This is a genomic window from Novosphingobium sp. (assembly GCF_041905565.1).
Lineage (GTDB): Bacteria > Pseudomonadota > Alphaproteobacteria > Sphingomonadales > Sphingomonadaceae > Novosphingobium.
The window spans coordinates 3635-22204 of sequence record NZ_JAYRKX010000012.1 but is presented as its reverse complement, the minus strand read 5'-3'; the positions used below and the strand labels follow the sequence as shown (position 1 = coordinate 22204).

At 67.2% G+C, this 18570-nt stretch carries 17 protein-coding genes and 1 pseudogene; 4 read left to right on the top strand and 14 right to left on the bottom strand.

Translation table 11 applies throughout. The annotated features are described in order from the left end of the window. Positions 1-37: 37 nt before the first annotated feature. Positions 38-1087 (top strand): annotated as a pseudogene (locus ACE3N9_RS10785) (sugar transferase); the annotation flags it as partial. Here ACE3N9_RS10785 and ACE3N9_RS10780 read toward each other — a convergent pair. The 4 genes from ACE3N9_RS10780 to gluQRS form a co-directional block, all read right to left on the bottom strand. Next, positions 1009-1923: a 3-hydroxyacyl-CoA dehydrogenase family protein gene (locus tag ACE3N9_RS10780; RefSeq protein WP_374283821.1), complete on the bottom strand. Its 915-nt coding sequence runs from the start codon at positions 1921-1923 to the stop codon at positions 1009-1011. The pseudogene ACE3N9_RS10785 and the gene ACE3N9_RS10780 sit on opposite strands and share 79 nt — an antisense overlap. 61 nt (positions 1924-1984) lie before the next feature. Then, positions 1985-2554 carry a cob(I)yrinic acid a,c-diamide adenosyltransferase gene (locus tag ACE3N9_RS10775; protein ID WP_374283704.1) on the bottom strand — a complete coding sequence of 190 codons (570 nt, stop codon included), beginning with the start codon at positions 2552-2554 and terminating at the stop codon, positions 1985-1987. A gap of 4 nt (positions 2555-2558) precedes the next feature. Then, positions 2559-2789 carry an HIG1 domain-containing protein gene (locus ACE3N9_RS10770; protein ID WP_374283702.1) on the bottom strand — a complete coding sequence of 77 codons (231 nt, stop codon included), beginning with the start codon at positions 2787-2789 and terminating at the stop codon, positions 2559-2561. Between the two features lie 5 nt (positions 2790-2794). After that, the gene (gene gluQRS / locus ACE3N9_RS10765; protein ID WP_374283820.1) at positions 2795-3634 is read right to left on the bottom strand and encodes a tRNA glutamyl-Q(34) synthetase GluQRS; all 840 of its coding nucleotides are present in this window, start codon (positions 3632-3634) and stop codon (positions 2795-2797) included. A 119-nt stretch (positions 3635-3753) separates the two neighbouring features. Between gluQRS and ACE3N9_RS10760 the strand changes: the two genes are divergently transcribed. Next, positions 3754-4362, top strand: coding sequence for an HNH endonuclease (locus tag ACE3N9_RS10760; RefSeq protein WP_374283700.1), 609 nt, complete (start codon positions 3754-3756; stop codon positions 4360-4362). Positions 4363-4422: 60 nt separating this feature from the next. Here ACE3N9_RS10760 and ACE3N9_RS10755 read toward each other — a convergent pair whose 3' ends face one another. After that, entirely contained in the window at positions 4423-5067 is a 645-nt protein-coding gene (locus ACE3N9_RS10755) for a TetR/AcrR family transcriptional regulator (protein ID WP_374283698.1), read from the bottom strand. Positions 5068-5079: 12 nt separating this feature from the next. On the opposite strand from ACE3N9_RS10755, the gene ACE3N9_RS10750 reads away from it, so the two are divergent. Further along, on the top strand, positions 5080-5508 hold the full coding sequence (locus ACE3N9_RS10750; RefSeq protein ID WP_374283696.1) for a VOC family protein: 429 nt from the start codon (positions 5080-5082) through the stop codon (positions 5506-5508). A gap of 129 nt (positions 5509-5637) precedes the next feature. Here the strand turns inward: ACE3N9_RS10750 and ACE3N9_RS10745 are convergent, their stop codons facing one another. The 8 genes from ACE3N9_RS10745 to ACE3N9_RS10710 form a co-directional block, all read right to left on the bottom strand. Then, entirely contained in the window at positions 5638-6192 is a 555-nt protein-coding gene (locus tag ACE3N9_RS10745) for a hypothetical protein (RefSeq protein ID WP_374283694.1), read from the bottom strand. Positions 6193-6211: 19 nt separating this feature from the next. Further along, on the bottom strand, positions 6212-7732 hold the full coding sequence (locus ACE3N9_RS10740) for an Hsp70 family protein (protein WP_374283692.1): 1521 nt from the start codon (positions 7730-7732) through the stop codon (positions 6212-6214). A 43-nt stretch (positions 7733-7775) separates the two neighbouring features. After that, the gene (locus ACE3N9_RS10735) at positions 7776-8507 is read right to left on the bottom strand and encodes a PP2C family serine/threonine-protein phosphatase (RefSeq protein WP_374283690.1); all 732 of its coding nucleotides are present in this window, start codon (positions 8505-8507) and stop codon (positions 7776-7778) included. 8 nt (positions 8508-8515) lie between these two features. Continuing rightward, positions 8516-10180, bottom strand: a complete 1665-nt coding sequence (locus ACE3N9_RS10730) for a hypothetical protein (RefSeq protein ID WP_374283688.1) — start codon at positions 10178-10180, stop codon at positions 8516-8518. Beyond that, positions 10177-10851 (bottom strand): FHA domain-containing protein, encoded by a 675-nt coding sequence (locus tag ACE3N9_RS10725; RefSeq protein WP_374283686.1) that lies wholly within the window; start codon positions 10849-10851, stop codon positions 10177-10179. Before ACE3N9_RS10725 ends, ACE3N9_RS10730 begins: the two co-directional genes overlap by 4 nt. Before the next feature lie 101 nt (positions 10852-10952). Then, entirely contained in the window at positions 10953-12881 is a 1929-nt protein-coding gene (locus tag ACE3N9_RS10720) for a hypothetical protein (protein ID WP_374283684.1), read from the bottom strand. 47 nt (positions 12882-12928) lie between these two features. Beyond that, positions 12929-14884, bottom strand: a complete 1956-nt coding sequence (locus ACE3N9_RS10715) for a hypothetical protein (protein ID WP_374283682.1) — start codon at positions 14882-14884, stop codon at positions 12929-12931. Between the two features lie 44 nt (positions 14885-14928). Beyond that, positions 14929-16572: a serine/threonine-protein kinase gene (locus ACE3N9_RS10710; RefSeq protein ID WP_374283680.1), complete on the bottom strand. Its 1644-nt coding sequence runs from the start codon at positions 16570-16572 to the stop codon at positions 14929-14931. A gap of 241 nt (positions 16573-16813) precedes the next feature. Between ACE3N9_RS10710 and ACE3N9_RS10705 the strand changes: the two genes are divergently transcribed. Next, positions 16814-18232 carry an aldehyde dehydrogenase family protein gene (locus ACE3N9_RS10705; protein ID WP_374283819.1) on the top strand — a complete coding sequence of 473 codons (1419 nt, stop codon included), beginning with the start codon at positions 16814-16816 and terminating at the stop codon, positions 18230-18232. A gap of 30 nt (positions 18233-18262) precedes the next feature. Here ACE3N9_RS10705 and ACE3N9_RS10700 read toward each other — a convergent pair. Then, a partial coding sequence (locus ACE3N9_RS10700) for a helix-turn-helix transcriptional regulator (RefSeq protein ID WP_374283678.1) occupies positions 18263-18570 on the bottom strand: 308 nt, incomplete at its 5' end.

The following is an 18570-nucleotide window of genomic DNA, read 5'->3' as shown; positions in this document are numbered from 1 at the left end:
ACCGGGGTCGCGTCTGGATACGTTTGGCGCGGGGGATATGGCCACTTCGGTACAGCCTGAAATTGCAAGCCGACAGCTTGCGCTCGCGCCATCGCTCGAACGGCGCAGGTTGCGCCTGTATATGCTCCAGTTGCTGGGCGATGGGGCCGCGCTGCTGCTCGGCTTCGCGCTGGTCAGCTATCTGTATCTGGGCAGTCCATTCGATCCTGCCGTGTGGGACGTGGCGCAATTGTTGCTGCCGCTGTTCTGGACCATCGCCCTGTTGAACCAGACCTATTCGGTGGGGTCGCTGGTTTCGCCATCACTGGGCCTGCAGCGTGCCTTGCTGGCCATGGGGCTGGCGGTAATCCTGCTGATCGTGGTGCTGTTCTTGGCGCGATCCAGCCTGTTTGTCTCGCGTTTCGGGTTTGGCAGCGGCTTTGTCGCCGCCTCGTTCCTGCTGATCTGGCTCCGGTTGAATGTCAGCATCCATATCCTGCGCAGCGTCGGCCCGCGTGCGATCAACCTCCTGGTAATCGACGATGGCGGACCGGCGGTCGACCTGCCGGATTGCCTGCGGATCAATGCCGCATCGGCTGGAATTTCCCCGCGGCTTGACGATCCCCACGGACTGGACCGCTTCGCGACCGTCATTCGCAACATGGACCGGGTGATCGTGTCCTGTCCGCCAGAGCGCCGCTGGGCCTGGGCGATGGTCCTCAAGGGCGGGCAGATGCGCGGTGAAATCGTCGATAGTGAAGTTAACGAGCTTGGCATTCTGGGGGCCAGCCGCGCCGAAGGTGTTGGCACGGTTGTGGTCGCCTCCGGGCCGCTGGGCCTGCGCAGCCGGGCGCTGAAGCGCGGACTGGACCTGGTGATCACCATTCCGGCCTTGCTGGTACTATGTATCCCCCTGCTGGTCATTGCGGCGTTGATCCACCTCGAAGATGGCGGACCGGCACTGTTCCTGCAGCGCCGGGTCGGCCGCAACAACCAGTTCTTCTCGATCTACAAGTTCCGTTCGATGCGTCAGGCCTCCGCCGATTCCGCCGGGGCGCAATCCACTCGCCGCGATGACGATCGTGTGACGCGGATTGGCCGCTTTCTGCGCAAGACCTCGATCGATGAATTGCCGCAATTGCTCAATGTCTTGAAGGGCGAGATGAGCCGCGGGGCAGGACGGTACTTGCTGTCGCCAGTGGTGTTGTAAAGCACCTTGACGATGTCGAGGCAGGTGTCGAGCCCGACGAAATCCGCCAGTTCCAGCGGCCCCATCGGATGGTTGAGGCCGAGGCGGCAGCCCTTGTCGATATCGGCGATGCTGGCAGTGCCCTGGCCCAGCACGAACACGGCCTCGTTGATCATCGGCAGCAGAATGCGGTTGACCACGAAGCCCGGCTCGTCCTCGGCCTGAACCACCTGCTTGCCCAGGCTTTCCGCGAAGGCGCGGGTGCGGGCCACGGTCTCGGGGCTGGTCGCCAGGCCCGGGATCACCTCGATCAGGCCCATCACCGGGACGGGGTTGAAAAAGTGCAGGCCGATGAAGCGCTTGGGATCGGGCGAACTGGTCGCCATGCGGGTGATCGGGATCGAACTGGTGTTCGACGCCATGATCGCGTCCTCGCGCAGCACCTTGCCGGCTGCTTCGAAGATCTTGCGCTTGATTTCTTCCTTTTCGGTCGCGGCCTCGATGATCAGGTCGGCTTCGGTGAACATCGCATAGTCACCCACCGGGGTGATGCGCGCCAAGGCCGCCTCGGCTTCGGCCGGGGTCAGCTTTTCGCGGGAAACCAGGCGGGTCAGCGCCTTGTCGATGTTGGCCTTGGCCTTTTCCGCCAGGGCCACGTCGATGTCGGACAGCAGCACCTTCATGCCGCACTGGGCCACCTGCTGGGTGATGCCCGAACCCATCTGGCCCGCGCCGATAACCGCCACTGTCCGCATGTCCATTTCCTTCGCACTTGCAGCAAACGCGAGGCTGACTAGCGGGGGAAACCGCGCTTGGCTAGCGATTCTGGCCCGGCACCCACAGGACTTCGCTGCCCGCCGCGATGTTCAGCGCGCGGGCCAGCACGAACAGGTAGTCCGACAGGCGGTTGATATAGGCGAGCGCAGCCGGATTGACGGGTTCCTGCGCGGCCAGCGCGGTCATCGCGCGTTCGGCCCGGCGGGTGGTGGCGCGGGCGACGTGGGTGTGGGCCGCGGCGGGATTGCCGCCGGGCAGGATGAAGCTGGTCAGCGGGGGCAGCGGGGCGTTGACCCGGTCGATCTCCTCCTCCAGCCAGGCGGCCTGTTCGGGCACGATCCGCAGGGTCATTTCGCCGGGGGTAAAGTCCTCTCCCGGAGTGGCCAGATCGGCCCCCAGATCGAACAGATCGTTCTGGATCCGGACCAGCGCAGCGCGGTGCTCAACCGCAGCTAGCGCGGTCACCACCACACCTAGGGCGCTGTTCGCCTCGTCAACCGCGCCGATCGCTTCCATCCGCGCGGCATGCTTGGGACAACGCGAACCATCGACCAGTCCGGTCGTGCCATCGTCACCCGTGCGGGTGTAGATCTTGTTCAGCTTGACCATGGGATCAGCGGCTGGCGAACAGCAGCATGGCCACCACCATCACCGCGGCGCCCTGCCACAGGATGCGGGCCATCATCATCTTGTTCTGCTTGAGCTGCATTTCGCTCGGCCCGTTGGCGTCGCCGCGTTCCAGATCCGCGCGCGTGCTTTGCATGAAGGCGGCGATGCCGCGTCCCAGGCTGACGAGGACCATGGCCATGGCGATGATCAGTACGGGGATCAGTAACGTGTTCATGCCAATCACCCTACGCCTTTGCCGAAGGAAAGGCCAGTGGGCAGCCGCCCGGCCCGCAAGGCGGCGGCGAGCGCGCGGCCATCTTCCCCGGCGCGGCGCAGGTCGGCAAGGGCGGGGGAGCCGCGCCGCTTGGCCAGCTTGCGCCCGTCCGGCTCGAGCAGCAGCAGGTGGTGGTGCCAGACCGGCACCGGCAGGCCGAGCAGCGCCTGGAGCAGGCGGTGGACGTGGCTGGCGGCGAACAGGTCCAGCCCGCGCGTGACCAGCGTGATCCCGTCGGCCGCATCGTCGAGCGTGGCGGCAAGGTGGTAGCTGGCCGGGGCCTCCTTGCGCAGCAGCACGACATCGCCGAACTGCTCGGGCCGGCAGACCTGCGGCCCGGCCAGCTCGTCCAGCCATTCGAGCGGCCCGGCTTGTTCGGCTGCGCGGGCCATGTCGAGCCGCCAGGCGACCGGCGCGTCCGGCGGGGCGCTGCGGCCCCGGCAGGTGCCGGGATAGATCGGCCCGTCCGGACCGAATTCGCGGGCCTGTTCAGCCACTTGCGCGCGGGTGCAGGTGCAGGGATAGAGCAGGCCCATGGCCTTGAGCCGGTCCCCCGCCGCGCCGTAGCTGGCCAGCCGGGCCGACTGGAACACCACCGGGCCGTCCCAGGCCAGCCCCAGCCATTCAAGGTCCGCCAGTATTTCCGGGACCAGTTCCGCCCGGCTGCGGGTGCCGTCGATATCCTCGATCCGCAGCAGGAATTCGCCGCCTCGGCTGCGCGCCAGGTCGTGCGCGACGATCGCGGCATGGGCATGGCCCAGGTGCAGCAGGCCGTTGGGGCTGGGGGCAAAGCGGGTGCGGATCATCGCGTCCATCCATCCTGTGGATTGCGTCCCGGCGCAAGGCTTGACGCGGGCGCGGCGGCGTTGTTCCATGCGCCCATGGATTGTCGCCGAACCGTCATCTCGGCCTGCAACAAGAGGCCATGCTCAAGGCGGAGCTGATCGAGCGCGCGGCCCGGTTCCGCAGCGCAGAGGAGGATCCCCTCCGTCACCTGTCCGATTGTCCTGCGCTGGTGCTCAACGCGGACTATACCCCGCTCAGCTACTACCCGCTCAGCGTCTGGCCGTGGCAGACCGCGATCAAAGCGGTGTTCCTAGAACGGGTCGATATCGTCGCCTCCTATGACCGCGAGGTCCATTCGCCCACCTGGTCGATGGCGATCCCTTCGGTCATCGCGCTGCGCCAGTATGTGAAACCCAGCGAGTTTCCCGCCTTCACCCGCTTCAACCTGTTCCTGCGCGACCGGTTCGCCTGCCAGTATTGCGGCAGCCCGCACCAGCTGACTTTCGATCACGTGGTGCCGCGCCGGCTGGGCGGGCAGACCAGCTGGGAAAACGTCGCCACCGCCTGCGCGCCGTGCAATCTGAAGAAGGGCGGGCGCACCCCGCAGCAGGCGGGCATGCCGCTGCTGGTCCAGCCGATCCGCCCGACCAACTGGCAATTGCAGGAACGCGGCCGAGGCTTTCCCCCGAACCACCTGCACGAAACCTGGCGCGACTGGCTGTACTGGGACGTCGAGCTGGAGGCCTAGCGGCAAGGTCGGCGCTCGCGGTGATGGCTTGATCGGCTGATTGGTCCGATCCGCCGTCGCTCAAGCCAGTGACGAGAGCAGCGTCTGCACGGCCGCACCCGCTTCCAGCCTGGCCGCGTCAGGATCATCGGCATTGGCAACCAGCAGCGCGGCTTCGTCGATCACGGCCAGGATCATGTGCGCCAGCGGGCGCGCCGGCTGCATCCGGATCAGGCCGGCGGCCATGCCGTCTTCAATAGCCTGCTCGATCAGCCCAAGTCCGTAGTGGGCCTCAAGCTTGCGCCATTGGGCCCAGCCCAGCACCGCGGGTCCATCGATCAGCAGGATGCGCTGCACCTCGGGCCTTGCCGCCGCTGCGAGGAACCTGTCGAGATTGGCTTTCAGGCCTGACCACCGCGCGCCTTGCTCTGCCGCTCCTTGTGCCTGCGCGGCGGCAATCATGTCCTCTTCGACCTGCTCGAACACGGCCAGGAACAGGTCCTCCTTGCGCGCGAAGTGGTGCTGTAACGCACCCCGCGTGACCCCGGCCAGCGCCACGATTTCTGGCGTGCTGGTGGCATGGAAGCCCTTGTCGGCAAACAGCCTGCGCGCTGCGGCGATCAACGCTCCGCGCGTTTCCCCGGCCTTTGCCGCCCTGATACCCTTGCTCTTGGGCATAGCCACCTCGTTGACATCTGCTCCTTTAACATTCAGGCTGATTGTCAAAGGAGATTTGCAATGGATCCACGCATAAACATGGTGATGGTCAGCGCGAAGGACATCCATGCGCTGCGCAGCTTTTACGAGCAAGGACTTGGCTGGACGCCATGGATGCCCGCATCGGAAGGATCGGTGGCCTACAAGGTTGGCACTTCGGTCCTGATCTTTGTCAACGACGCCTATCTGGCGCATGAAAGCGGGATTGCGGCGGCCGAAACTTCGAAATCAATCTGGGCGGTCTTCGTCCCGACCAAGGCAGACGTCGATGCGGCCTTCGACCTCGCGGTCAAGGCGGGGGCCACGATCACCAGTCCGATCCGTGACCGCGACCAGGGCCTCTATTCAGGCTATTTTACCGATCCCGAGGGCAACGGCTGGGAAGTGGTGTGGAGCCCGCACATGCCGCTCGGTGCCGACGGCGCGCTCACCCTGCCGGGGGCGGCCTGAGACAGGCATTGGCCTGACGGCGTTCGTGTCGAGTTGGCCTTGATTGCGGGCTGCCGATCTTCCCAGAAGCAGGCCCACCTTAACCCCGCGCCCTGCGGCTGATGCGCGCCGCAGGGCCGACAGCCCCGGTCAGGGCAGGCCGACGAACCCCATTGGCGAGGCCTTGAACGTGGTGGTCGGCGCGCTTTGCGCCAGCACGAACGCGCCCCCCGCCAGCGGGATGACCCGGTTGACGAAGTCGCTCATCGTGTCCTTCCACTTGGCGGAAATGTAAAGTTCGCAGCGCTGGTCCTTGGTCTCCAGCTTGGTCTCGAACGTGACCGTGCCCAGCGCGTCGGTGCCATAGCGCGACGGGGCCATGCACCCGCCCGCGCCGGTGCCGATCCCGACATCGTTGCGCCGGGTCGAAAAGACCACCGCGCTGGACGAGCGCGAGGTCTGGACCAGGTCGAACACGATCATGTCGTCGACCACGCAGGTCCCCTTGTCGAGGGTCGACGAATTGATCACCTGGGTACCTTTGTAGCGGGTAAAGGGCATCAGCTTGTCGATCGTGCTTTCCGCCTGGACGATCCGCGCGCGGTTGCAATCGCCTTCGTAAACCACGTTCTGCGCCTCTGCGGTCGATGCCGCGGCAAGGCCCGTCAGGGCCAGCAGGCCGCTTGCGATCCGGATTTTTGCCATTGTCGTCATTTCCCCTGTGTCAGACGTCCATCGTGTTCAGGCGCAGACCCGCCAGGGCCTTGCGCTGCCGTTCCAGGTCGCGCCCGCCCCCGGTCAGGTCCTCGAACGCAAAGGGCACCACCGCCTGGCTGGCGGCATCCACCACTTTCACGCCCAGCGTGCCATCCTGGTTATAACGCACCACGATCTCGATCATGTCGCGCCCGACCAGGTGCTTGGGCTGGATCGCGATCCGGCCGACCGGATCGAGCAGTGTGGGATCGTCGAGATACTGGCAGATCCGCGCGGCAAAGCCGGCTGCGCCGCCCTGGGCCGGGCGGACCAGCGCCGAACCCGATGCGGGCAGGGCCATGTTCTTGTCGATCACCCGTTCGAATGCCTGCCCGGCTTCCTCCTGGATGCCGATGTTGTAGCCGGTCACGCTCGACATGCGGACGTTGGAGACGAACTGCGCCCCGCCGCCGTCGCCGCGGGCAAAGCTGTGGGCATAGAGCGCCGCGCCCATCGCCACGCTGGCCAGCGGCTGGTCCTCGGCCAGGCTGGTGCGGTCCGGATCGAGCCGCGCCCGCCAGAAATCGCGCACCTGCCGGCTGCGGCAGGCCCCGCCGATCAGCACGAAGCGCTGCACATCGCCCAGTTCCAGCCCCAGCCCGCGCAGGGTGCGCTGCACCACCAGCTCGCTGCGCTTCAGCAGGGTTTCGGCGCGCTGGTCATAGTCCGCCGGGTCCAGCGTCCAGCGCAGGAACCGCCCGTCGACATAGGTGTCGTTGGCCGGCCAGCGCGCGCCGGTCTGGCCCAGCGCGATCTTGGTTGCTTCGGCCAGCGCGGCGATCCGCTCGTCGTTCAGAGCGCCCGGTTTGGGGGCGGTGCTGAAGGCGGCGCGGAAATCGTCGCGAAAGCGCTGTTCGATGATCCGGTCGAAATCGTAGCCGCCCAGGTCCGTCAGCCCGGACTTGGCCAGGATATGCACCTGATCGCCGGTGCAGGTCAGCACCGACAGGTCGAACGTGCCGCCGCCGATGTCATAGATCACCACGATCTCTTCATCGTTCAGCACGTGCCGGTTGGTGAACTGCAGGGCCGCCGCGATCGGCTCGTCCAGCAGGGCGATCACTTCGATCCCGGCGATGTCCGCGGCCGACAGCAGCGCCCGGCGCTGCTGGTCGGTAAAGTGGGCGGGCACGGTCAGCACGCAGGAATCGACCGCCTGCCCGGTGTAGATCTCAACGTCGCCGCGCACTTTCTTGAGCAGCAGTGCGGCGAACATCTCGCTGTACAGCGGTTCCTCGCCCAGCCGGGCCAGCACGTGGCTGGTGCCGAAATGGCGCTTGAAGTTGGATACCAGCGTGGCGCCCGGGTTTTCGTGCCCGAGCTTTTCCGCAAAGCTGCCGATCAGCGCCCGGTCGCCGTGCAGCAGCACCCGGCTGGGGGTGGCCTGGCTGCGCGGATCGGCCGCGTCGGGCACCAGGATGGGATCGCCTTCCACCCCGATGAACGCGGCCAGCGTGCTCGATGATCCCAGATCAATCCCGATCTTCATGCCTGCCCGTCCTGCCCCGACACCGTCTTGCCGTCTCCCGTGTTCATACCGCCAGCACCTGCACCGACACGTTGTCCGTGCTGCCGGCCGCCACCGCCAGTTCGACCAGGTAGCGCGCCGGATCGTCGCGGCGCACGGCCTTGGCCACTTCGGCCTGCAATTCGGCCGGGCGGTGGCATTGCAGCATCCCGTCGCTGCAGGTCATCAGCCAGTCGCCCGGTTGCAGGCGCGCCTCGAAGAAATCGGGCTTCACATCGGCGGCCACGCCGACCGCGCGGGTCAGCATGTTCTTCGCGTTGCTTTCCGCGGCTTCCTCCTCGGTGATCAGGCCGCTGTCGATCTGGGCCTGGACCAGGCTGTGATCGGTGGTGATCTGGACCAGCCGCCCGTCGCGGAACAGGTAGGCGCGCGAATCCCCGATGTTGGCAATCAGCGCGCGGCCCTGGCGGATCACCACCACGACCAGGGTGCAGCCCATGCCGTGCAGGCGCGGATCGTCCTGGGCCTGGCCGAACAGGCGGCGGTTCTGTTCGCGGATCGCGCCGTCGATCAGGCTGGACAGGGCGGCGCTGTCGGCAATCTCGCCGGCCAGCTGGTCCTCCAGCAGTTCGGCCACGCCGAACACGGTGCGCTGGCTGGCCACTTCGCCGCCGTTGTGCCCGCCCATGCCATCGGCCAGGATCGCCAGCCCCAGCGGCGCGTTGGCATAGACGCAGTCCTGGTTTTCGGACCGGGTGTTGCCGATGTCGGTGTGCGACCAGATGCGCAGCTGCATGGCGCCGCTCACCGCTTGGCCAACATGTCGAACTTGCGTTCGAGCAGGGTGACGCCCTTGAGCCGGGTTTCGACGCTGGCCTGTTCCACGGCCAGGCGGCGGCGCTGTTCTTCCATCGCTTCGGCCTGGTTCTGCGATCTGGCGCGGACCGAATGTTCGATTTCGGCGTTGATCGCGGGGATCAGCTCGCGCACGTGGGCGCTGATCTGGCCGACCCAGTCGCGGGCACTGTCGTTGAACATGCGGCGTCCCTCGTTGTCGAGCGATTCGCGCGCCTTGCGCAGGTCGCGTTCGCGCTCCTCGATCCGCTTGGCCGGGATGCGGCGGCGCAGGTCGATGAAGCCATAGATCAGCATTACCGCCACCAGGATCGCGGTGAGGAAGGTCAGGTAGGACCGGAACCGTTTCACCACCGGCGCGATTTCGTTGATGAAGGCCAGCAGGCTGCCTTCGGGCGCGTCGGGCGAAGTGGCGACCAGGGTCAGCGGGGCGAGGATCCCGACCAGCACCATGATCATCCCGGTATAGTCACGCAGGGCGATGAAATACTGCATCGGCCCGTCCTTGGTCACTTCCCCGTTGAACTTGCGCTGGATGTGGAAATGCGATTCCAGCACCAGCCCGGGGTTGAGCGGCGGGGCGTGCAGCGCCTTGGGATTGATCGGGGCATAGCCTTCGGCGGCCAGCAGCCCGTTGATCTGGTTGATCGACAAGTCGCTGGCTTCCTTGATGAAGCTGACGTCATCGGCCATCTTGTCCTGCATCTGCTTGCGCAGGCGGGCCACGAAGGTCTCGGTGAACTGCTCGTCGATCTCGGTTTCGGTGGTTTCGGTCTTCGAAGCCAGTTCGATCAGCCGCATGTTGTCGGCATCCAGCGCGCCCGACAGGCGTTCGGCCAGGGCCTGGAATTCGCCCTTCTTGACCCGGTTGAGCTCGTCGTACTTGGTCTTGAAGGCGCGTTCGGCGTCTTGCAGGTTGCGTTGCAGGATGTTGCGGATCCGCCCGTTCAGATCAGATCCGGCGCCCGGGCCGCCGCCAATCCGGCGCCGCGCCGCGGCATCGTCGCTCAGCAGCTGCTTGCGCAGTTCCAGCGATTTCAGCTCGTCGGCCACGATCTGGCGGGCATAGCTGCCGATCCGGCCCAGCGATGCCTCGGTCGCGGCGCGCTGCGCTTCGGGCAGGACCTCGTCGAGCCATTCCCTGATCGCGTCTGCCGCATCGGCCGGGCTGGTCGCTTTGACGGTCAGCCGGGTGGAGCGGGCGAGGTCGCGCACGGGCTTTTCCGCCGCATCGGCCTCGGCCGCCTCGCACAGCACGAACAGCGCGCGGGCCGGGGCGCTCTGCCCCTGGGTGACCTGGCGGACGGCATCGGGCAGGGCGGTGCATTCCGCCAGCGTCAGCACCGCGGCGGCGGCGGCGGGCAGGATCACTTCGTCCGACAGGGTGCTGCTGGCCGCCGTGGTGACGATCCGCACCTGCGCGCCCAGCACGCCCGGCAGGCCGCCGGCGAGGTGGGCCGCGCCCGGCGAAAGGTGCACTTCGCTGGTGCCCGCGCCGTGCCCGTCGATCTTGCGCAGCGCCTGCAGCGCCACGTCGAAGAACCCCGCACGCGATGAGGCGCCCAGTTCCCGCTGCGCCCCTTCCAGCGCGTCGCGCAATACCGCCACGCTCATTTGTAGGGCGCCTTGATGATCACGGTGCGGTTGAATTCGTCATCGCTTGCCGCCGCCGCCGCGCGCGGCGCCGGGGCGCTGCCCGCGCTGAGGTGGAACACGAAATGGCAATCGCCACAGCGCAGCCGCTCGCCCCCGCTCAGCGCGACGCGGCCGGTGATCCGGCCCGGCGCATCGCCCACGAACACCCCGTTGGTGCTGGGCTTGGCCCCGGTTTCGCCGATGTCGAAGACGTGCACGCTGGCCGGCGGGCCGGGCACCACTTCGATCACCGCGTGGTTCTTGCTGACGAAATTGTCGTCAAGCACGATCGGATTGCCCATCTGGCGCGGTTCGCGGCCGATGATGTTGAGCCCGGTGTGCAAGGGGATGCGGCGCGGGGCGGGGCCGCCCACCGCCTCAAGGTAGCATTCCATCCCGGCCGCTGCGGCGCGCGGCGATGCGGCGGGGCGCTCTGCCGGGCGCGCACGGTCCGGGGCGGCGCCGTCCTGGCCGCGCGCGGCCAGGAACGTCTCGATCTCGGCCAGGCGGCGGGCATAGACATCGGCCAGCATCCGCGTCGGCGCGGTCTTGGCCAGGTTGGCGAAATAGCGCTGCTTTTCGCGCGCGCGCTCAACCAGCTGCGGCTCGGACGCAGTGGCGTCGAGTTCAAGCAGATCCAGAATATTCATAAGCCCCGATCCGACAACATTCGTCTTCTTTACCCTGTCATGCTGCACGCGGCGGTCAGCCGGTGCAATGGCTTAGTGCCGGTCATCCCGCGCCGCGACGATCAGCCGCCCAGCATGTTGCTGGCCCGTTCGGCGCAGCGCTCGGCGGCTTCGGCGGATTTCGAGGCTTCGTCGGCATAGCCCTTGGCATCGGAAACGGCCTCGGTCACCTGGTCGGCCAGCTTCTTCATCTCGTCGAGCAGGCGCTCGGCGTCGTGCTTGGTCGAAAGCACATCGTCGCGGGCGCGTCCCGCCTCGATCGCCCGGTCGCGGGCCTGGTCGGCATATTCCTTGGCGTCCTGCTCGTGGCGGTCGGCGGTGTCGGCGGCAACCTTGGCCTGCTTTTCGAATTCGGCGGCCTGCCGGGCGGATGCTTCGGCCTCGGTCGCCTTCTGACAGGCCTTGGCGGCGCATTCGTCGGCCTGCTGCGCATCGCGCTGGGCCTTTTCGGCGGCGGCCTGGGCCTCCTGCGCTTCCTTCTTGGCCTCGTTAGCGTAGGTTTCGGCCTGCTTTTCGTGGACCTTGGCTTCCTCGGACGCCTGTTCGGCCTCGCGCAGCGCGGTCTTCGCGCGTTCGCTGGCGGCCTGGGCCTCGTTCATTTCCTCGCGCGCCTTTTCGGCGGCGGCCTGGGCTTCCTTGGCTTCGGCGGAGGCCTTCTCGCTCGCTTCGCGCGCCTCGCGCGCCTCGCTTGCGGCGGTTTCGGCGGCCACTTCGGCCTCGTTCGCCTTGGCCTGGGCCTTCTGGCTGAACTGTTCGGCCTCGTTGGCTTCGGTGGTGGCCTTGTTGGCAGCCTGTTCGGCGGCCTTGGCATCCTGCTCGGCGTCCTGCTTGGCCTTTTCGGCAGCCTTGGCGTCGGCTTCGGCGGCTTGCTTGGCCTTTTCGGCGGCCTGGGCGTCTTGTTCGGCGTCCTGCTTGGCCTTTTCGGCGGCCTTGGCGTCCTGCTCGGCGTCCTGCTTGGCCTTTTCGGTGGCCTGGGCGTCGGCTTCGGCGTCCTGCTTGGCCTTTTCGGCGGCCTGAGCGTCTTGTTCGGCGTCCTGCTTGGCCTTTTCAGCGGCCTGGGCGTCGGCTTCGGCGTCCTGTTTGGCCTTTTCGGCGGCCTGGGCGTCTTGCTCGGCGTCCTGCTTGGCCTTTTCCGCGGCCTGGGCATCGCCTTCGGCGTCCTGCCTGGCCTTTTCGCTGGCCTGGGCATCGGCTTCGGCGTCTTGCCTGGCCTTTTCGCTGGCCTGGGCATCGCTTTCGGCGTCGACCTTGGCCTTTTCGGCGGCCTGGGCGTCGCTTTCGGCGTCCTGCCGGGCCTTTTCAGCGGCCTGGGCATCCTGCTGGGCGTCAGTCTTGGCCTTCTCGGCGGCCTGGGCGTCCTGCTGGGCGTCGGTCTTGGCCTTTTCGGCGGCCTGGGCGTCCTGCTGGGCGTCGGTCTTGGCCTTTTCGGCGGCCTGAGCGTCGGCTTCGGCATCCTGCCGGGCCTTTTCGGTCGCCTGGGCGTCCTGCGCGGCGTCGGTCTTGGATTTTTCGGCGGCCTGGGCGTCGCTTTCGGCGTCCTGCTTGGCCTTTTCCGTCGCCTGGGCGTCGGTATCGGCGTCCTGCTTCGATTTTTCGGTGGCCTGGGCGTCGGCCTCGGCATCCTGACGGGCCTTTTCGGCCAGGGCTGCGGCTTCCTGCGCCTGGGTGGCGGCGGTGGTCGCCTCGGTCAGCTGGGCATTGGCGCGTTCGCCGGCGGCTTCGATTTCCTGGTATTCGCGCATCGCGCCGCTTTTCAGCCGCTCGGTTTCCGAGGCGTCCTGGCGCGCATCGAGCGCGGCCTGCTTGGCCTGTTCCACGCTGGAATTGGATTCCTGCATCAAGGCGGCGAGCAGCTCTGCCTCGGTCTCGAATTGCGACAGCGTCTGGTCGAGCACCGGCAGTTCGGCCAGAATCCGCTGCTTGACCGTTTCGGCTTCGGCCAGGATTTCCTGAAGCTGGCGCAGGATTTCAGTGGGATCGGGGTCTGCCATTCATTGCTCCACCACGCTGTTGCCCGATCGGGCCGCCGGACGTGTCATTACTCGATGTAGTTCATGCCGCCGCCGCCGCCGCCGTAATCGCGCCGCCGCCGTTCCTCGCGGACCATTTCCATGGTGCTTTCCGTCATGTCCGCCGCCGCGCAGGCGTCGAGTTCATCCATCGTGGCGTCCATGGCGTGCGAATTGGCTTCCATCACTTCGTCGGCGGCAGCGTCGGCCAGGTCCTGGGCATCGCTGTGCAGGTCCTCGATCTCTTCCAGCGTGCGGTGCGCCGGTTCGACATAGCCGCGCGCTTCGTCGGCGCTCGAGGTTGCCTGGGTCTCTGCCTGTCCGGCCTGGGCCTTGGATTCGCCGGCGGCGCGTTCCTGGCTTTCGGCTTCCTTGGAATTGGCATTGGCCTGGGCTTCGGCCTCGTCGGCCTCGTTCGAGCACTTTTCGGCGCGCTGCATGGCATCGCGGGCCTTGCCCATCGCCACTTCGGCCTCCCACTGGTGCATCGCGGCCTTCTGCGAGGCGACCGATGCCTCGAACCGGTTGTCGGCGGCGCGCTGGGCAGCCTGGATGGCTTCGCGCACTTCCTGCCGCGCCTTTTCGGCGGCCTGCAGGGTTTCCTCGGCCTCCTGCTTGGCCTTGTCCGATGCTTCGGCGGCGACCGCGCGCGCAGCGTCGGCCTTGTCGCTGGCCGCCTTGGCCTCGTTCATCTCGGTCTTGGCGGTTTCGGAGTGGCTGGCGGCTTCCTTGGCCTTGGTGGCGGCCTTCATTGCAAACTGTTCGGCTTCGGCATGGGCGGCCTGGGCCTTGGCCGATTGCTGCGCGGCGACCTGTGCGTCGGTTTCGGCGGCGCTGCGCGAGCGATCCGCCGCCTGGGCATCGCCTTCGGCATCGCGGGCCGACTTTTCAGCCGCCTGGGCATTCTGCAGCGCCTGCAACTTGGCCTTGTCGGCGGCCTGAGCGCTCTGCTGGGCCTCCTGCATGGCCTTTTCCGCCGCCTGGGCATCCTGCTGAGCGTCCTGCTTAGCCTTTTCGGCGGCTTCGGCATCCTGCTGGGCGTCCTGCTTGGCCTTTTCGGCCGCCTTGGCATCGCCTTCGGCGTCCTGCTTGGCCTTTTCGGCCGCCCGGGCGTCGCTTTCGGCGTCCTGCTTGGCCTTTTCCGCGCCCTGGGCGTCCTGCTCTGCCGCCTGCCGGGCCCTTTCGGTGGACTGGGCATCGCTGGCTGCGGCCTGGCGGGCCGTCTCGGCGGCCCGGGCGTCGGCATCGGCACCCTGGCGGGCCTTGTCCGTGGCCTGGGCATCGCCGGCGGCATTGGTGCGGGCCTTGTCCGCGCCTTGCGCATCGGCCAGGGCGTCCTGTCGGGCCTTTTCGGCGGCCTGGGCGTCAGCTTCGGCGTCCTGGCGGGCCTTTTCGGCGGCCTGGGCATCGGCTTCGGCATCCTGCCGGGCCTTGTCCGCGACCTGGGCGTCCTGTTCGGCGTCCAGACGGGCCTTCTCGCTGGCCTGGGCATCGGCTTCGGCATCCTGGCGCGACTTCTCGGCGGCCTGGGCATCGGCCTCGGCATCCAGCCGGGCGCGTTCCGAGGCCAGCTGATCCTGCTGGGCGTCGGTGCGCGACTTTTCGGCGGCCAGGGCATCGCTGGCGGCGTCCTGCTTGGCCTTTTCGGTGGCCTGGGCATCCTGCAGCGCGGCCTGCGACTTGGCCTCGGCCTCGGCGCGTTCCTGCTGGGTGCGTTCGGCCGTGCCGGTGACTTCGGTCAGGGCGGCGGTGGCGCGCTCGGAAAACCCGGTGATTTCGGCCGCGTCCTGCGCCACGTCGGTCTTGGCGCGTTCGGCGGTGAAAGCTTCCTGCCGGGTCAGGGTCAGGTTGCGCTTGATCGCGACAAAGCGCGTCGCGAATTCGCTCTGCAATTCGGCGGTCTTGAACGCGGTAATGTCGTAATGGATCGCGTTGAGCGCTGCGAGCAGCGTTTTCGCTTCTTCCAGCTGCTCCGTCAGGCTCATTGCCAAACCTCCATCAGCTCAGGCCGCTTGATCCACGCTTGCCATCAGTCGCAGACCTGCTTGCACTGCCGCACCGTTCGCGAGGTCGGGCCGTCCGAGTAGGAACAGGTCGCGGTTACCCGGGCGAAGCAGATGTTGCCGCCGCACTGGCCATCCGGCACCGCCGAATAGCTGACCATCGAGCCCGATCCGCAGGCCCGCCGCGCCGCATCGGCGGCCTTGCCCTGCGGGATCGAGCCGCTGGACGGGTACGAGATTTCGCCCGCCGAAACGCTTGAGGTCCGCGTGCGGCCGCCTTGGACCGGCTGTTCGACATCGGTGCAGACTTCGCGGCAGACCTTGGCCTTTTCCCGCTCTGGCGCGGCGACGGCCTTGGCCGGTTCCGGCTTGTCCTTGTCCTTGTCCTTGGCCATTTCGGCCTTGTCCGGCTTGGCCGCATCCAGCGCGGAACCGCTGCTTTCGCTGGCAAGGTCCGTCGGCACGGCTTGCGGGCTATCGCCGCTTCCGCCGCCCAGCCACAGGCCAATCGCGATCAAGGCGGCCACGATCAGGCCGGCCGGCAGCAGCCACTTGGGCAGGCCGGGCTTGGCAGGGCCTTCGCCAGGCGCGGCAAATTCCGCTTCGTCGACGCTCTTGATGAAGATCGGGCCGGTGCCGACTTCGGGCGGGGGTGGCACGTCGGCGGAATAGAACGCGGTGCCATCGTCGTCGCCGCCGCCGTTGCCGCCGCTGGCCGGGGTGATGAACTGGGTGGCATCGTCGGCCACCGGGGGGCGGGCGATCGGCTGGGTGTCTTCCGGCGCGGGGGCCCTTGCCCCGGGGGCAAAGGCTTCGAAGCCCGGCTCGCCAAAGAAACCGAGCAGTTCCGACGCTTTCTGGATGCGGTCCTTGGCATTGGCGACCAGGCAGCGTTTCACCACCGTGCGGTAGGGTTCCGACAGGCTATCGATCTCGGCCGGCAATTCGGGGGCCAGGATCGCCGACATGATCTGTTCGGCGGTGGTATCAGCCCCGCGCTTGCCGAACGGGGTCGCGTCGGTCAGCAACTCGTGGACCATGACGCCGTAGCCCCACAGGTCGACGTTCGACTGGATCTTGCCGTTGACCCCGAACTTCTTGGGATTGAACTGTTCGGGCGCCATGTATTCGATGGTCCCGACCAGCATCGATGAACTGCGGGTATCCCCGCTGGCCAGGTTCTTGCTGATCCCGAAGTCGGAAATCTTCGCGGTCAATTCGCCGTTGCGTTCGACCAGCAGGATGTTCTGCGCCTTGAGATCGCGGTGGATGATCCCGTGGGCGTGCAGGTATTCCAGCCCGTGCAGCACCTGGCGCAGGAACTTGGGCAGCAGCGGCGAGCCGGGATTGGCGCGGGCAAAGCCCTTGAGGTCGCCGGCGTTGGCATATTCCATCACGCCGATCTGGAGTTCTTCGGTTTCCCCCAGCGCATTGGCCTGTTCGAGCAGGACCACGTCGTAATAGCGCAGCAGGTTGGGGTGTTCGAGCTGGATCGCCTTGCGGATTTCCGACAGCACCGAATACTGGTCGTTGCCCGAATTGCTGAAGACCTTCAGCGCCACTTCGCGGTTGAGCAGGGTGTCGTGCGCGCGGAACACGCGCGCGAAGCCGCCCTTGCCCAGCAGATCCTTTGCCGGATCATACTCGTACCGGTCCCGAATTCGCACCATGCCCTGCTATCAACCCTTGCAAGTGATCCGCAGCAGCAGTGCCGCGACTGCCCCATTGAAGGGACAAAACCGCTCAATTGCAAGCGATCCATCGCCTGTGGTGCGACTTTACCAATCCGGGACAGGTGCGCGGCCGCGGCACTGTCCTTTCCGTTGGCCGATCCTGCTCGTGCTTGCCCCTTGACGGACCCCGCCCCGATCTGTGCAAGTTCGCGGCAAAACCGGATTGGAGAGGATGACCATGGCGAACAATGGCGGATATGCGATGCTGATCGGCGGCAAGCTGGTTGGCGCGGACCAGCGCTTCGACGTGCTGAACCCGGCGACGGAACAGGTGCTGGCCAGCGCGCCCGATGCGAGCGAGGCGGACCTGGACGCCGCCGTCGCCGCCGCGCGCGCGGCCCAGCCGGCCTGGGCGGCGAAAACGATGGACGAACGCCGCGCGGTGCTGAACGCGATGGGCGATGCGATCCTCGCCAATGTCGATGAACTGAAGCGCCTGCTGACCAGCGAACAGGGCAAGCCCCATCACGAGGCCGAAGGCGAAGTGATCGGCGCGGGCTATTGGCTGAAAGGCGCGGCCAGCCTCGATCTGCCGCGCGAAGTGGTGGAGGACAGCGCCGAACGCCGGGTCGAAACGCGCCGCGTGCCCTTGGGCGTGGTCGGGGCAATCGCGCCGTGGAACTTCCCGCTGATCCTGGCCATGTTCAAGGTCGGCCCGGGGCTGCTGACCGGCAATACCATGGTCCTCAAACCCTCGCCGTTCACCCCGCTGACCACGCTGCGCTTTGCCGAACTGGTCAAGGACATCGTGCCCGCCGGCGTGCTCAACGTGATCACCGGCGGCGACCGGCTGGGGCCGTGGCTGACCGCGCATCCCGGGTTCGACAAGATCAGCTTCACCGGCTCCACCGCCACCGGGCGCAAGGTGATGGAAAGCGCCGCGCCCCGGCTCAAGCGGATCACGCTGGAACTGGGCGGCAACGATCCGGCCATCGTCATGCCCGATGTCGACGTGGCGGAAATCGCGCCCAAGCTGTTCTGGGCGGCGTTCAACAACAACGGCCAGATCTGCATCGCGACCAAGCGGATGTACATTCACAAGGACATCTACGCCCCGCTGCGCGATGCGATCGTCGAATATGCGAAAACGGTGAAAGTTGGCGACGGGTCGGAACAGGGCACCCAGATCGGCCCGATCAACAACCGCGCGCAATATGACCGGGTGAAGGGGCTGATCGCGGATTCCAGGGCGCAGGGGCACAATATCGTGCTGGGCGGCGATGCGATCGAGGGGCCGGGCTATTTCATCCCGGTAACGATCATCGACAACCCGCCCGAAACCAGCCGGATCGTGCAGGAGGAACAGTTCGGCCCGGTGCTGCCGCTGCTCCAGTTCGACAATGTCGAGGACGTGCTCGCCCGCGCCAATGCCAGCGATTATGGCCTGGGCGGTTCGGTGTGGAGCGCCGATACCGACCGCGCCCTGGCGATTGCCGAGCGCGTGGCGAGCGGCACGGTGTGGGTCAATGAAACCCAGGCGCTCAGCCCGCTCGCGGCTTTTGGCGGGATGCGCCAGTCGGGCGTCGGCGTCGAAGGCGGGCGCGAAGGGCTGATGGAATATACCGCCGCGCAGACCATCTCGGTCAGGAAGGGCTAGGCACCGCGCAAGCCGCGCCGGGGCAGGGGGTCAGGCGGCGCCCGCCCCGACATAGCCGAGCCCCGCGGCCAGCTGGATCGACTGGGCGCGGCCCGTCGCGCCCAGCTTGGCCGCGGCATTGCGCAAGTGGAACCGCACGGTCGAAACCGACACGTCGAGGATGATCCCGATTTCGCTGTCGGTCTTGCCGGCGGCGGCCCAGCGCAGGCACTGCACTTCGCGCCGGGTCAGGGTTTGCGGCACGGTGGCGTTGGGGGGGCCGCCGGCCGCCCCGGGGGGGGTGGGGGGCCCGCCGGGGGCGGGGCCCGGCCGGGGGTTGGGCGGGGGGGGGCAAACCC